Annotated in this window: 14 protein-coding genes; 6 read left to right on the plus strand and 8 right to left on the minus strand. The window is 53.8% G+C overall.

The genetic code is table 11. From position 1 onward, the window contains the following. The first annotated feature begins 458 nt into the window (after positions 1–458). A complete protein-coding gene (locus tag QPL95_RS17995) occupies positions 459–857 on the plus strand; it encodes a hypothetical protein (RefSeq protein WP_303292308.1) in 399 nt (132 codons plus the stop codon). Here the strand turns inward: QPL95_RS17995 and QPL95_RS18000 are convergent. Together QPL95_RS18000 and QPL95_RS18005 are read right to left on the minus strand one after the other, a co-directional pair. Further along, on the minus strand, positions 849–1,814 hold the full coding sequence (locus tag QPL95_RS18000) for a WYL domain-containing protein (RefSeq protein WP_303292309.1): 966 nt from the start codon (positions 1,812–1,814) through the stop codon (positions 849–851). The two genes, QPL95_RS17995 and QPL95_RS18000, sit on opposite strands and share 9 nt — an antisense overlap. 7 nt (positions 1,815–1,821) lie before the next feature. Continuing rightward, entirely contained in the window at positions 1,822–2,742 is a 921-nt protein-coding gene (locus QPL95_RS18005; protein WP_303292310.1) for an ADP-ribosylglycohydrolase family protein, read from the minus strand. A gap of 150 nt (positions 2,743–2,892) precedes the next feature. On the opposite strand from QPL95_RS18005, the gene QPL95_RS18010 reads away from it, so the two are divergent. After that, positions 2,893–4,998 (plus strand): ATP-binding protein, encoded by a 2,106-nt coding sequence (locus QPL95_RS18010; protein ID WP_303292311.1) that lies wholly within the window; start codon positions 2,893–2,895, stop codon positions 4,996–4,998. Here QPL95_RS18010 and QPL95_RS18015 read toward each other — a convergent pair whose 3' ends face one another. The 6 genes from QPL95_RS18015 to QPL95_RS18035 form a co-directional block, all read right to left on the minus strand. Then, positions 4,999–6,231 (minus strand): VWA-like domain-containing protein, encoded by a 1,233-nt coding sequence (locus QPL95_RS18015; protein WP_303292312.1) that lies wholly within the window; start codon positions 6,229–6,231, stop codon positions 4,999–5,001. Continuing rightward, positions 6,228–7,352, minus strand: a complete 1,125-nt coding sequence (locus tag QPL95_RS18020) for a MoxR family ATPase (protein ID WP_303292313.1) — start codon at positions 7,350–7,352, stop codon at positions 6,228–6,230. Before QPL95_RS18020 ends, QPL95_RS18015 begins: the two co-directional genes overlap by 4 nt. 1 nt (position 7,353) lies before the next feature. Next, positions 7,354–9,165 carry a hypothetical protein gene (locus QPL95_RS18025; RefSeq protein ID WP_303292314.1) on the minus strand — a complete coding sequence of 604 codons (1,812 nt, stop codon included), beginning with the start codon at positions 9,163–9,165 and terminating at the stop codon, positions 7,354–7,356. A gap of 87 nt (positions 9,166–9,252) precedes the next feature. Next, positions 9,253–9,393: a hypothetical protein gene (locus QPL95_RS18570; protein ID WP_368389770.1), complete on the minus strand. Its 141-nt coding sequence runs from the start codon at positions 9,391–9,393 to the stop codon at positions 9,253–9,255. A 33-nt stretch (positions 9,394–9,426) separates the two neighbouring features. Then, positions 9,427–9,618, minus strand: coding sequence for a hypothetical protein (locus QPL95_RS18030; protein ID WP_303292315.1), 192 nt, complete (start codon positions 9,616–9,618; stop codon positions 9,427–9,429). A gap of 1,022 nt (positions 9,619–10,640) precedes the next feature. Then, a complete protein-coding gene (locus QPL95_RS18035; RefSeq protein WP_303292316.1) occupies positions 10,641–11,528 on the minus strand; it encodes a metallophosphoesterase in 888 nt (295 codons plus the stop codon). Positions 11,529–11,660: 132 nt separating this feature from the next. On the opposite strand from QPL95_RS18035, the gene QPL95_RS18040 reads away from it, so the two are divergent. From QPL95_RS18040 to QPL95_RS18055, 4 genes are all read left to right on the plus strand, one after another. Next, entirely contained in the window at positions 11,661–12,578 is a 918-nt protein-coding gene (locus tag QPL95_RS18040; RefSeq protein WP_303292317.1) for an ADP-ribosylglycohydrolase family protein, read from the plus strand. Between the two features lie 331 nt (positions 12,579–12,909). Next, positions 12,910–13,101, plus strand: coding sequence for a hypothetical protein (locus tag QPL95_RS18045; RefSeq protein ID WP_303292318.1), 192 nt, complete (start codon positions 12,910–12,912; stop codon positions 13,099–13,101). A gap of 206 nt (positions 13,102–13,307) precedes the next feature. Continuing rightward, positions 13,308–13,622: a hypothetical protein gene (locus QPL95_RS18050; RefSeq protein ID WP_303292319.1), complete on the plus strand. Its 315-nt coding sequence runs from the start codon at positions 13,308–13,310 to the stop codon at positions 13,620–13,622. Between the two features lie 441 nt (positions 13,623–14,063). Then, a complete protein-coding gene (locus QPL95_RS18055) occupies positions 14,064–14,297 on the plus strand; it encodes a hypothetical protein (protein WP_303292320.1) in 234 nt (77 codons plus the stop codon). Positions 14,298–14,376 lie beyond the last annotated feature (79 nt).

Below are 14,376 nucleotides of genomic sequence, written 5' to 3' on the forward strand. Positions count from 1 at the left end.
GCTGGCTGCTTCCTGTTTGAACTCAGGAGAAAAAGAACGTCGCTTTCTGGTCATCAGACACCTCGTTTATGGTGGCGATCTTACCACCTACGTTGGTGTCCGGAATCATTGAACCACTACATAGTGATCTTCTGATAATTAATTGCAATGTTAGTCCTGACTATTCTTGGCTTAAGATATTTACGCTTGAGTATTCCTGCTCTGCTTGAACTTTGACTAAACCCTGAGCGGTGACAACAGCTTACAGTTAGTACGTTGAGAATGTTGAGCGGACGTAAGCCACTACGACTTATTAACTTAATAAAAACGATAGACCAAGCTAGACCTTCTGTCGAGATCGCTTAAAGAGATGTTGAACAGGTTTCAAAATCAGCGATAACACGGCCAGTAATTCCATCGCTGGCTTATAGCCTTCGATTTATAATAACGTATTTTGAAATAAGCTTCGGGGATTGACAATGATGCCACAACTGATCGCTACCACCGACGAAATAGGCAACCGCGAGCAGCGGGACATTCTGTTTTTGTCCTTCCGTAACATTCCTGAGCCCGTGTCGGCAGAAGATACACCTTGGGAGCGTATATCGGAGCGGCAGGCGATTATTCATTGGCTCGATGATCATAGTTTCGGCTGGGAGCCATGTTTCCACTGTTCTCCTGGGACGCTAGCCACTCCATACCTTGGAGCCATCTATCTGCATGTTGCGCCGGGTGACGGCTGTCACCGGTATCAGCGATTGCTCGCTTTTTTGGAAGACGAATCAGGACTATGCCGCTTTGAGGGTGTGGATTTCTGGTTGGTGCCGCTAGAGAAGTCACTGCGGCGGTTTGCACAGCGGCAGAGTATTTCAGACTAAGTCCTCCGGCTCCACAATTTCCAGTTCCTTGCCATTGCGTCTTGTTAACCAACGCCGTAGCTGAGGACTGTTGTCGATGTAGGTGGTCACCAGGTAATGGCCCGGGTTGTCTGCATCTTCCATCAGGCTTTGCTCGCGCCCGATTGGGCGGTTGAACAGGGCCTCGGCGAGTGGCCGGTTTATCCGGATCACCAATCGTATGCTGTCTTCCATTCCCAGGGCGTGGGCCTGGGCCAGGTCAGGTTCCAGGGAGCTGTCGTTATGACTCAGGCGGGCTTCCGCTTTGGTGATTCTGTGCAGGGGTAGCAGTTGGATACTGTCGTCCATGCTCTGGGCATCAGGGTATTCGGCCAGCAAGTACAGGATTTCTTCTTGTAGCAGAAGCCGAAGGGGCAGCAGCTTCTTGAATTCGATTTCTCCATCCAGTGTCAGCATGGTTAGATTTAGCGCATCGGAACTAGCAAGTGCTTCTTCGATGGTGCTTTGTACGTCTGAATCTATGGCTGGGGATTCCGGCCGCATGGGGTCCGGCAGGTATTGCAGAAGCTGCATCCATCGTTGTGCGTTTTGGTCGGTCTCTGTCGTTGTGGTGGCTTGCTGCCAAAGAGAATCTACCCGCTTTACCACGCTGCGAGGAAGGCGGTTGTAGGCCTGCTGCTTTAGCATCGTCAGTGCCAGAGCGGCGTCGTTGTCGTTCAGCAGGGTTTCCGGTAGTAGGCCTTTCAGGGATGTGAGGTGCCAGTAATTGGTGCGTCCGTTGGTGCCCTGTTTGCTTTCCTTGTAGACAGACATGGGGAACACTTCCAGCAGGTTTTCCAGGTCGCGCTCTACGGTGCGTTTGGAAGCATCGTGGTCCCTTTCCTTTAGCTGTTTGTGAATATCCCCGGTTGATTTGGCCAGGCCGGGGCGGGGCAGCAACTTGAGGATTTCGATTTGCCGTCTCAGCTGATCGCTCATGGGGTATTCAGCCTTCCGGGTTGGCGGTTGTGTCAGGGTTCAGGTCGATCAGGCTCTGCGCCAGCCATTCTATGCGATCCTTGTTCACCAGTTTATCCAGCCAGTCCGCCGGTATGGCCGCCTTCCCATAGTGGCAGCCGGCCAGTTGCCCGGCGATGGCGGCCACGGTATCGCAGTCATCGCCCAAGTTGGCAGCTTTTAGCAGGGCGACTTCCAGAGTATCGGTGGCGGCGAAACACCAGAGGGCGGCTTCCAGGGTGTCTACTACGTAGCCTTTGGCTTTGATCAGCGCATCGGCTTTGCTCTGGTACTGGCCCTCGGCAATGGCGCGGATTTTCGGGCTGGCCCAGGTTCCGGATTTGGCGGCTTGCAGGGCGGTGGCTTTGTCTTCGCCGTTGAGCAGGCTGGCGAGAATAAGGGCCAGGCATTCGCTGGCTTCCAGGCATTCAGGTGCGCCGTGGGTGGTTCTTGTGCTTTCCCTGGCCCACTGGCGGATGCGATCGTGATCCGGGTAGGCTGCCAGAACCGCAGGCAGTAACCGCATCAGGCCGCCGTTGCCTGCGGCTAACGGGTGGGTGGAGCCGCAGAAGGGTTCGTCGGTGTATTTGAATTGCTTGAGTGCCTGGGCGAGGGTGTTACCGGCCGCCAGGCGGTACTTTCCGGGCCAGCCTTCGCCGCGCTCGTAAAAACCTTCGTACCGCAACATCTGGTCCTTCGGATTGAACCCGCTCTCGGCGATAAAACTTTCCGCCAGGCACAGGGCCAGCCCTGTGTCGTCAGACCACTGCCCGGTGGGTAAGGGTCCGCTGCGATAATCCATCCCTGTAATCTGGTAGCTGCCCCGGGGGCTGAATTCCACATGGTTGGCCAGGGCATCGCCGCAGGCTAGCGCAATCAGGCCGCCGGTGGCGCGTTCGTTCAGGTTCATGGAGTTTCCAATTCTGGTGTTCTGTATTGGGTCATTTAGCGAGTCAGTTTACGGGCAATGGCCGATATCAGCCAGTATTGCCGTCGGATGCGTCAGGAATTGTCGCGAAGGGCCTCTACACTGTTTTCCTTGGCAGCAGGAGGATGGTGAATGAAGTGGAGTGATCTGACTGATCAGCATGATGTAACGCGGGGGGTAGACAACCCCAGCCCGGACGCAAGGATGCTGCTGCAATTATACCTGTGCCGCCTGATGGGCGCGCCGGATGCCAAGCTCTCTTTCGACCGGGAGGATGCCAGCTATCAGGCGAATTTGCTGGGACTGTTCGATGTCCAGCCGGAAAAAATGGAGGACTTCATGGCCGCCCTTAAGAACCGGCAGCAGGCATTGGAGCAGCAGATAGCGTCGGCGACAGTTCCGCCTGTTCTGGGTTTCGATAGGCTGCTTGAGACGTTACAAGCGCGGCTGAATCTTAAACCGGCAGAACTGAAAATGCTGACGTTTATCATTCTGGGCAGCCAGTTCCACTGGTTCCGCAATGTCATCAACGACGTGATGACGGTGGATGTCCATCACACCCTGCGTGTAATAGCCTGGGCATTACGCGAGCCTGTATCGGCAGTCTCCGATGCCCTGGACGCTGAAAAAACGTTGACGGTAGCGGGTTTGCTGTCAGAGAAAAGAATGCATGCCAGGGCTGAAGTGGGTGACCTGATCATGCCTGGTCCTCTGCTGGGCCGGTTGATGGAGGTACTGACTGAGCGAAGCGAAGAAGATGGTGACGTTGCGCGGCTGATTTTTGAGACCATATGTCCGCAGGCGCCTGCGGCGTCGTTCCCGTTGTCTGCGTTTTCCGGTATGGGCGATTTACAGTTGGTTATCGACTACCTTCGCCGGGTCGTGGACTCTGGTGCACCGGGGGCCAATATTCTTCTGTATGGTCCGCCCGGAACCGGTAAAACCCAGTTGGCCCTGTCTTTGGCCGCAAGTATGGATTTACCGTTACTTGAAGTGCCAACGAGCAGGGAAGACAAGCGAGCACTGACCGGTTCCGCTCGACTGGATGCAGCGTGTCTGGCTCAGTCGTTTCTGAAAGATCGTTCGCAGGTGGTTGTGTTGTTCGATGAAATGGAAGACGCCTTCCGGGACCATCGTGCTCTGGCGAAAGGCTGGTTCAATAAGCTGCTGGAACAAAACCGCGTACCCACCATCTGGATCAGCAATCGGGTTGACCATATGGATGCGGCTTTTTTGCGCCGCTTTACCCTGGTGTTGCCCATTCAGGATGACGGCACGCGCCGGAAAAGTCATGTGGCGGGAACCCTGAATGGTCTGCCGGTTACCCCTGACTGGGTGGCTGCGTTGGCGAAAAAGCCTTGGATGACGCCGGCCCTGGCCAATAATCTGCGTGACGTAGGGAGTTTGTTGCCCGTGCATCAGCCGCAGCGTAACCAGCAGCGCCTGGTGTCCGTTCTGGAAGATCGTCTGAGCCTTGCCCGGGGTGAGCCAGTGAAGGTTAGCGTTGAGCCGAAAGAGCAAAGCCAGGCCTCCCTGCCATTTTCCACGGATTGGCTGCAAACCAGCCCCAACCTGCGCAATGTAGAACGCATGCTTCGACGTCGCCAGCCGGCACGCCTGTGCCTTTATGGCCCGCCGGGAGCTGGCAAAACGGCCTACGCCAGCGAACTCGCAAAGCGCCTGGACCGCCCGTTTAACCTGGTCAGCGGCAGTGACCTGCAATCCTGCTTTGTGGGCGAAACGGAGAAGAACATTGCCGGTATGTTTACAGAGGCCGAACGCACTGGCGCGGTGCTGCTTCTGGATGAGGCAGACACGTTTCTGTTCAGCCGTGATACTGCTTATCGATCCTGGGAAGTGGCTATGACCAATGAGTTCATGGTGTGTATGGAGCGATTCAAGGGCGTGTTCCTGGCCACAACCAACCGCATGGAAAGCTTGGATACTGCAGTGATGCGCCGCTTTCAGCTAAAGGTACGTTTCGGGTATCTGGACAGCACCCAGTTGCGGGGATTGCTAGCCGCCTGCGTGGCGGATCCTGACAAAGTGGCAGAGCTGTCGGAGTCGGCACTGGCAGACTTCACTGCCATTACGCCGGGCCTGGTACAGACTGCTTTGAACCAGATACAGCTTTTGGGGTTACGGCCGGTGTTGAGGCGTGTTCTGAAGACGTTGGAGGAGGAGCAGGTTTTGCAGTCGGGTGAGGTTGGTAAGCGTGGAATCGGGTTCCATTCCTGATCAGCCCGCTCCCCCAATTGATAATTTCTCTCCCCATTTTACCGGGCGTTGCCCATCTTCCGCGAGCACCCATAAGACTGGATATCCCGGGGCATCCTCAGGAGCCATCGCATAGCCATCCGTCAGAATGATCAAGGCTTGTGGTGGGCTCTGGTGACAGGCTTCGAACACGGGGGTGAAATCGGTTCCGCCGCCCCCGATGATTTCCAGTTTGTTCAATCGGTGGAGGTCCTGTTCGGTTAATATCTGGTCGCTGTGTATTTTTGTATCAAAGACCATCATCCGAAGGCTGACCCGGTTAAAGGCGGACAACAGTCCTTTAAGTTCTGCCAGAAAGGCAGGTATATCCCCGGCGCAGCTACTGGAGTTGTCCAGGGCAACGGTCAGCTCCAGGAAGCTACCTTTACGGCTAGGCAGATAAAGCCCCCGATGAACGTGCCTTCGGGAAGGTGGCAGCCATTGGCGGTCACCGCCTTGCTGTTTTTGCAGGAAGCGGGTGAGCAGTTTTTGCCAGGGGACCAGTGGTTCCCGGATTTGATCGACAATGCGGCGCAGATGCCCTGGCAGGTTGCCCGGCATTCTTTCACGCTGCTGGGCAACGGCAATTAATCGCTGGCGCCAGGCTTCGCTCAGGGCCTGTTCGTCCTGGCTGGTGGCTGGTGCTTCCGGATTGAAGTCCGGGTCGATAACCAGGTCATTCCGGTCTGTGTTTTGAGCGTTTTCCAGATCATGGGTGTCCAGAACAGCCTGGCCCTTCCTGGGTTGTTCTATTCCATCGCGCAGTCGGGCATAAACTTCTTCGGCGGACAGGTTCTGGAATCGACGGTCCCACAAGGCATCGGTCGGGCAATGGCCAAGCTCAGCGCTCAGGATGTGGTTTACCTCGTAATCACAGGCCTGGTTCCACAGTGATGAGTCCCGCCCAAGCTGTCGCCTGAAATGACCCATAGCGCAGTGCCAGACTTCATGGGCAAGAATAAAGCGCCGGTCTGCTTCGCTGCGTTTGGCCATAAACCGCGCGTTGAAAAAGATGTTTTTGCCATCAGTGCCGGCGGTAGGCAGTCGGCTATCCACCACGGGGATCAGGTTCAGTTGCATGGCCAGCATGGCAGTGAAGGGCTGGGCCGTCATCATCAGGGCGCGGTCCTGTTCGCAGGTTTTCCGCAAGGCCTGCTTCAGTGCCTGGTCCTCGTCACTTGGCCATTGTGGCTCGCTACATTTGATAGCGCTCATGCCACTTTCTCCATGTGCTGGTTGAACACTTTTCCGTGTTTGTTGCTCCAGGCTTCAAATGCCGGGTGGCAGAACATGTCCATGGCTTTTTGCTCCTGAAAAGCATCGCCGTTTGCAGCCGTGGCATCGAGCAGGACAAGGGTGGCGAAGTCCGAAGTCAGCGCCTGACTGATCTTGAAGAACTGATCCAGGCGTTTCTGCTGTTGATTCGCTGGGCCTTTCCAGATGTGGTGGGCCAGGCTACTGCAGAAGGCAAAGCGCTGGTCGGCACGCTCCGGAATTTGAACGGGGCAGTCACCGCGAAGCATGGCGGGGATGTCCGGAAGTTCTTTGCTCCAGCGGCGGAACGCCAGGAACTCGGTAGCGGCAGCTGAGCCAACCAACCCTTGAATGACCAAACTCAAGGTGTCCTCATTCAGGCTGTCACCAGCGTGGGCCAGGGTGCTGGCAACGCGCGTCCAGCTGCGCGGACTGGGCCAGCCTTGCTCGACGCTTCCATTCATATTGAAGAAGCATTCGGGGCGAAAACGGACAAACCCGATGATGTCCGGGTGTAACTGGTTGGCGGCGGCCCATTGGCACCAGCTGTCCAGGTCGGCTTCTACATTCAGGTGGCAGAAACGGTTGGCCAGGGCGCTGGAGAAGGTTTGCGCGACAGCGCGGTCTTCGGCGCGATTGCCGGCCGCAACCATCAGCCACCCATCTGGCAGGCTGTAAAGGTTGCCCAGGCGACGATCAAGGATCAGCTCGTAGGCAGCTACTTGCAAAGAACGGTCTGCCGCCGTGATTTCGTCGAATAGAATGATGCCGCGGCTATCCGGATCCCGGGGCCATTCGCCGGAGATAAGCCAGTTTACGGAATCGCCATCCGGCACCGGCAAGCCGCGAAGGTCCACTGGTTCACGCTGTGACAGTCGAATGTCGATGAATCCGACACCGGCTTTTTCGCATACGTCCCGGATGATGGAGCTTTTGCCCACGCCGGGCGGCCCCCATAGCATGATCGGCGGCAGTTGGTGCGCCAGTTCCGGCTGTTCACCGAGCAGCGACAGCTGGTGGCCAAGAATGCCGCTGATCTGGGCTGGTGTGGCGTAACGTGTGGTGCGGTTTTGGTCGGTCATATCAGGCTTCTCCTTCAAACAGTGAATAGGTGCTTCCGGCTTCCTGGCAGATGTCTGCCTCGTCCCCGTCTTCCGCGACACAGGGGGCGAGGGCGATCTGAATGAGTCGACGCCGGTATTCTTCGATCTTGTTGCCCTGTTTGTAGAAGGGAAATGTGCCGATACGTTGCACGAACCAGCCCCCGGGTTTTCTGGCCAGCGCCATCAGCACGCCCCGGAATACCCCCGGGCAAAGATGAACGATCGGTGGTACTGACTGGACCAGCGTTTTGAGGGGCAGTACATCGCACAGAAAGGCAATCACTGTGCGTTTGTCATCTCCGGTTGCCCGGTCGCCAATCAGTAGGCGGACGATACGTAGGGTCGGATCCCGTTGCTGGCTTCGATTCCGGTTGAGCAGGTAGTCTTCGCCTTTGTTTAGGTACTCCACCATGCAACGGATAGCCAGGTGGAACAGGTCGTTGCCATTGCGGATGTCTGCAGCGAGACGCAGCAGAGAATCTAATGCTGTGTCGTTACTGCAGGTGCAGGCGATAATGTCGCCGTAGTCGGCGGCGGCCGAGATTGTTGGTTGGCAGTACTGCCAGATTTTGAGATCTGCCTCCCAGCCCTGGGGCGCCAAATCCTCCGGGAATTTCCAGTGCCAGTAGAGATCGGCCTTGGCCATTGCGGCTTCGTTGAAAGGGCGTTTCGCGCCTTTTGATTTGCCACGGTTATCCCGATGCCTTGCGGCCAGTTCACGCCGGGTTTGCCAGATAAGTCCCGGTGCCACTCCCAGCTCACAGAGCTCGCGGATTTTCTGCAGGCTGAGCGCCACCTGTTCGCGCTCGTGGGCGTTGGCCAGAATACTCAATATGCCGTGTAGCTGGCCGGCTTCTCCGCTTTTGAAGCGGTCCATACAAGTGTTCAGCGAAGATTCGTCGAAGTAAAAACGGGCACTCGCCATCAGTGGGGCGGGCAACGCACCGAAGCACTCTACATCCATTCCCAGCGGCAGGTTGACCTGCTGCAGCGCGTTGCAGTGGTGCAGAGCCAGGCTTTCACCGTCGGGGAAATTCAGACTGCAGAGCGTCTTACTGTGGATGCGGGCGTGTTTCCAGTTGTCTGCAATGGTCAGCTCTTTAGCCTGTGCCTGTCTCTGATAGACGATGGCTCGTTCGCCGGTACCGGAGATTCGCTTGAGGGCAGGGGCGTCGTATACCTCCAGTGACAGGCCGTGGCCGGAACCATTAATCGTGCGCAACTCGGGAACTTGCTGCAGGACCACTTTGCCGGATGTGTTCACCTGGACATGGCGCAGCCCGTTTACCTGCAACAGTAGCCAGTCGTTATCTGCACCCAGAGCCAGTTGATCGTGTTCAGGGGGCATGTCCCCTGTGACGATCACCAGGCCATTCCCGGAGGGCTCGGCTGGCTTGTGGGTGGCCGGGCAGCAAACCACCCGGGTCCAGTGCTGACGGCCCGGCGCTGATTCGAGTCGAGTCTGGACGTCCTTCCAGGCTGCATCGATTTCACTGACGGCACCACTGATCACAAACAGCTTCGGAGCCTTTTCAGCGTTGTAGTGGACAATAGCGCCGGGATGCCCGGAGGGCAGGACAAGATTCGAAAGTTGCGCGAGGTTACTCAGCACCAGATGAGGACGCTTGAGGGACTTCAAGCGCTTGAAGTGAATAGTCTCCAGGTTCGGAGCATCAAGGATATCAAGTGCAAAAACACCGGGCTCGTCAACTTCCAGAGCCGTACCCTGGAACCCCACAATACTTGCTCCGCCCACACTGTCTCTGGTGATGTAATCCTCATAGTCCGCCATTAAATCCCCCCCTCTGGCTAGCGTGAAACGAGTATGAGGGATGGATGCGACAACCTATGACGCTAACAACTTTGGGGTCAGACCCCGTCAGGTTCGGGAGAAGGTTTGTAACCCTACGGTTGCGCGGGTGGCGCCCACGTAACAGAGGTCTTCGCGGGAGGCGAAGGCGCCGGTGTTCATGTCTACCAGGAACACGAAGGGGGATTGCAGGCCTTTGTAGCCGCTGATCGTACTGACTGCAAAGGCCTCATCAGGGAACTGTTACTGCAAGGCGCGAATGCCGCTGGAGTTTTCGGGGCGATAAGGGCTCAGAATGGCCAGCTGGTCTGCTTTGCCGCCTCGTTCTTTGAGTTCTTGCCAGGCCGTTTTGAGCTGTTTGGTTTGGTCATCGATGTGCTTCCACTGATGCTCCCGGACCCCTTCGTTGGCGGCCGGTAAATGTGGTGCAGGCACACTTGCATAATCAAAGCGGTTGCTCAGTCACTCGGCAATTTCGAGGGAATTTCGGCAGTTGTGCATAAGCTGGAACGGGTAGGGCAGCATGCCCGTGAGCACATCTGAAGGTATTTCGAAATCACGGCCGTACAAATTCTGAGGCGGGTCTGCGAACAGAATGACCTGGAAATCCGATTTCAGAACGGAATCCAGTGCAATCCATCAAAGCGGGTTAAAGTCCTGAGCCTCGTCCACCAGCAGAGCGTCGTAGTTCTGCTCCAATGTTGCCGCGGCATCGGCCAAGCAAGGTCAGTACGGTTTCCTCGTAAATTTCGGGTTTGTTCTCGGCAACCTCGGGTGGCTACCAAGGCAAGCCTGCTTTTTCAATCAGAGCTCTGGCGAAGTCATGGAAACTGGAGGTGGTAATCTATCCTTCGAGTTCTTCGTCCGCCTCCCACAGAACATCGTGGATATGAGCTGCAAGGGCCTTGTTGAGGCACAACGCCAAGACGTGCTTGCCATCCTAGGTCAGGTCTTTTGCCTTTTACAGGGCGAGTAATGTTTTCCCGGTACCCGCGCCACGAAACGCGATAGCTCCAAAGCTCAGACTTGTGAGTTGTTTAACTGAACCAGCCGCGATTGTATCTGGTCCACTCGCACTTCAATGGCCGGTACATTGGCCAGATCTTTGATGGGACGGGTGCCACTGTTACTCTCGGAAAGCCTTTAGTTATTCCGGTAGGAAATTCCGCCGCCTTTGACTTCCCAAACTAGTATGCCGTGGGCAGGGTGGAAGAGTATAAAGTCAACCTCACTGCGGAACGTGCCCTGTTTTTCCGCGCGCCGGTGGCAGGCTGAAATATACCTCCAGACTCGGGAAATTCAGCTTGTTAAGATTCTGGAGTACCCGTCGCTCGCTGTTGGGTAGAGCATTCTGGTCAATGAATTCAAAAAGAGGAATAAGTTTCGCCACAACAACGTCCAGTCCGATTTGTAATTACGAAACTGACTAGCAGAGCCGTTGCCCGACCCGCTCGGTTTTAGGTAACAAAGTGCTCGCGATCAAGCGGTTGACCGGCTTTGTGGCGATAGGCTGTGAGTTTGCCTCCGTAGGCTGCGGAGTAGTCCACTCCGGCGATGTTAGGGCCGACGGTGTCTGGCGTACCAACCATCGCATAATGGCCAAAGAACACGGGTGCTTTTTCAGCATCGGGCCCTTTGGTCTTGCAGGCGTATATAGGTAGTTCAATCGGATTTATGGCGACGCGATCTTCCGGCCACCACTGGATACGACGGCGCGTGCTTCGGAATGTAGTGTTGTGGTTTTGGCTGGGCGGAAACTGATGGGCGCAACCAGCTACGACGCGGTCAATCGCCAAATAGATATCCGAGTAGGTGTCACGGTATCCGGCCAGCGCTTTGTCGTCCAGGCAATCGATACCCGCAACTTTCAGGGTTGTGAGAGCCTCTTCGTCCCAGCAGGCATGAACCACGCGAAGGTCATCTTGTTCGATGTAAATCGGCTGGTTGCGCAGCCATTGAAAGGTCTCGATGAGCTGTTTCGGTTCATACTTGAAAGTTTTCGTGAGTTGGCATCGGCTGTAATGTCTTTCGGTGGCATCCATGAAGGCTATTATATCCCCGGTGTGGTCCGCGGCTGCCTGGATCCAATTCAGTTCGTGATTACCTACGACCATCATTGCTGCCCCCGCCTCGATCATGGCTTTAACAGTTTTCAAAACAGCTGCAGGTTTCGGGCCTTTATCGATCAAATCACCAACAAAAACCGCTCTATAACCGATCTGGGCCCAGGCGCCGTTCTGCTTTTGATATCCGAGCTTTTGCAGTAGCGCGATCAGCTTGTCGTGGTGGCCGTGTACATCGCCAATGATGTCGTATGTGATGGCGGGTGTTTGGTCGTTTGTCATAGGCATCTCCTCAAAGAGAGCTCAAGTATGAACTTTTATTCCGTCAGACGGCGTCGCAACAGGAAATTCTTGGATGCGACGTGATCTGACGTGATGGTCCGTTAATCTGTTTACATCGATTAGGAGAAGCGTGTGACGAATATCAATGAGTTCAGCAAAGGTGCATTACTTGGTTTGGCTGTGGGTGATGCGTTAGGCACCACCGTGGAATTTCGTCGGCGTGACAGTTTCCCACTACATACCGAAATGATCGGCGGAGGCGCCTTTCATGTGAAACCCGGCGAATGGACCGATGACACAGCCATGGCTCTTTGCCTAGCACAAAGCTTGATCGAGTTTGGCGGATTTGATTCAAAAGATCAGCTGAGCCGTTACGTGCGATGGATGAATGATGGCTATATGGCCTGCCAGGAAAAATGCATTGATATCGGCAACACCACCCGAAATGCGCTGCGCCGGTTTTCCCGAACGGTGGTTAGCTATGCGGGAACCGATAATCCGTTTGCTAGCGGTAACGGCGGTATCATGCGCCTAGCCCCGGCTGTGATCGCCGCTGGTGATCGGGAAACGGCGTTGGAGTATGCGGTGAATAGTAGCCGAACAACCCATAGCAGTGTGGACTGTCTGGATGCCGCAGAGCTTTTGGGCGCAATTCTATGGGAACTTCGTGAAGGCGCAGATCTGAAAGTACTGCTGGAAGAGTTGCCGGACACTGGGGAACGGGCAATGAATATCGGCCGTATCAAACACGGATTCTTCAAGCACTATACTCGCAATCAGATTTCATCCAGCGGCTATGTAATCGATACTCTTGAGGCGGCTCTTTGGAGCTGCTATCACTCAGAATGCTTTGAGGATGCTTTGATCAATGCCGTAAATCTTGGGGACGATGCAGATACGGTTGGGGCCGTAACAGGGCAGATTGCGGGGGCGGCCTGGGGCGTTGGGGCTATCCCGAAACGGTGGTTAAAGACTCTGGCGTGGAGAGAGAGGATTTCTGAGTTGGCTGTTGGTGTTTGTGGTTTATCGCTCTCGGAGCAATTAGAGTAAACGCTGAGCGCTGAGCAGGATCCTCCGATGGTCTACACTGTTCTGAATTGCGGTCGTTTCACCACTGATTTACGGACGAAGTGTGCGTAAAGAGGGTGAGCGGAATGCGTCGGCGACGAACGGCACTGTTCGCCCATTGATCAGGATCGAGGGCAATAGTTGGATAACAAACTTTATGAATCGAGAGTGGTTCCGTACGTGTCTGTGAGGCGCTTTTGAGGGCGGTTTCTAGGGCTTTCGACCCAAACCGCTGTTTATGCAAGCATCAGGCTGCGACTGAACACGGGGCGTAAGTCGCAGTTTTCCTCAGCCCTACAATATGGAGAAATATATGGCAGACCAAGAGCTAAGAGACAACAAAGGCGTACTGCTAGGTAGAATAAAAACATTGTCAGACGGGAAGTTAGAGATAAGGGATAATAAAGGTGTTTTGAAAGGAAGGTATGATCCTAAATCCAATGAAACAAGAGACGAGAAAGGCAGACCTGTTGGAAAAGGTAATTTTTTGACAACGCTGCTCTAAATTTAATATTTTATTCAATCATTTAGATGTCGAAAAATTCGGCATCTAAAGCTTTTAATTCTCTCATATTTTGAATGGGAATTTCCCCGTCTTTTTTTAGCTTCGACGACTTCTAGAGAGTTTATTTTGTGAAAAAAATATTGAGAATATGTTTTTGTAAAATAATTGGGGCTGTTTATATAAACTCATCGCTCAGGTAAACTAAATTGGATTTTGACTTCGACACCGACAGAGTAATCGAGATCACAAATAGCATAGCAGTGGTTTCAGGAGTGTTCTTCTCACTCTTATTTGGGATTGGAGGTTTTCTTTTGGATGCCTCTCTTTTCGAAGGTTCAGTTCTGTTTTTTTTCGGATTATTTGGTGGATATGCAGCGGTTTGGATTTTTTTGATCGGGATATTTTTTGTAATAGCAATTGCGTCTATTATCGTTGGTAAAATTCTTGGCTATATTATATTTCTAGCGATTGCTTCAGGATTATATTTGCTATACTTCTTATTTAGCATTATTTTTGGATAGAGCTGAAATTTAGGTAAATTCTGCTCAAGTTTTATCTAATTAGGTACGATGAGTTTTTCGCTAATATAATGGCGCTTTGTAACGGACCTACGAGTTAAATATTTATTGCGTGATCAGAATTAAAGCCCGTGAATAAATATTTCTGGCAATGACCGGTTGATATTCAAAGGTTTTCGGCGGCCTGTTTTACGGTCGAAAAATAGGTCCGATGTCTATATATAGTGGGAAGTCTTTCCATACTTGAAAATCAAAGCCGATCAAATTTGGGCCAATGAAACTGTTGATTTTGAAACCCATAGATTAGGTGCTACTAAGACGGAGATTTTAAAATAGAATGGACTACAGTAACATTTATTCACGTGCAGACGCTGGCGAAACTGATGGGAATTATCTAATTTCGCACGGGTTTATGTTAATTACGTCAAAAGAGGTTAGAGCCTTATGGCAGAAGAACCCATCAAAGATGGCCGCGGAATCACTATCGCCTTCGTGAACACGATTGGCAACGGAGACCAGTTCGTCCTCCACAAAGATGGATATCCATTAGGGAATTACGACGTATCTATGAATGTTACACGAGATCCAACGGGTAGAATCGTTGCGCAAGGCAATCAAATTGGGATGCTTTTGCGGCCGGTGTTTTTCAAGACAGTTGGCACTGATTTCTCTGTTTAAGCGACGTCTTTCTCTACCACTCGTTTTTCCGGGTTCAACGTGGTTGAGCCGACGGGCTCACAATTCCTGATGGGGCGAC

Source organism: Marinobacter sp. SS5-14b, from assembly GCF_030541005.1.
In the GTDB taxonomy this organism is placed as follows: domain Bacteria; phylum Pseudomonadota; class Gammaproteobacteria; order Pseudomonadales; family Oleiphilaceae; genus Marinobacter.

Bases quoted from the DNA above. Each gene is read 5' to 3' on its own strand.
- QPL95_RS18035 (WP_303292316.1), bottom strand. From the start codon at position 11,528: ATGACAAACGACCAAACACCCGCCATCACATACGACATCATTGGCGAT.
- QPL95_RS18020 (WP_303292313.1), bottom strand. From the start codon at position 7,352: ATGACCGACCAAAACCGCACCACACGTTACGCCACACCAGCCCAGATC.
- QPL95_RS18010 (WP_303292311.1), top strand. From the start codon at position 2,893: ATGAAGTGGAGTGATCTGACTGATCAGCATGATGTAACGCGGGGGGTA.
- QPL95_RS17995 (WP_303292308.1), top strand. From the start codon at position 459: ATGATGCCACAACTGATCGCTACCACCGACGAAATAGGCAACCGCGAG.
- QPL95_RS18000 (WP_303292309.1), bottom strand. From the start codon at position 1,814: ATGAGCGATCAGCTGAGACGGCAAATCGAAATCCTCAAGTTGCTGCCC.
- QPL95_RS18025 (WP_303292314.1), bottom strand. From the start codon at position 9,165: ATGGCGGACTATGAGGATTACATCACCAGAGACAGTGTGGGCGGAGCA.
- QPL95_RS18005 (WP_303292310.1), bottom strand. From the start codon at position 2,742: ATGAACCTGAACGAACGCGCCACCGGCGGCCTGATTGCGCTAGCCTGC.
- QPL95_RS18015 (WP_303292312.1), bottom strand. From the start codon at position 6,231: ATGAGCGCTATCAAATGTAGCGAGCCACAATGGCCAAGTGACGAGGAC.
- QPL95_RS18055 (WP_303292320.1), top strand. From the start codon at position 14,064: ATGGCAGAAGAACCCATCAAAGATGGCCGCGGAATCACTATCGCCTTC.
- QPL95_RS18045 (WP_303292318.1), top strand. From the start codon at position 12,910: ATGGCAGACCAAGAGCTAAGAGACAACAAAGGCGTACTGCTAGGTAGA.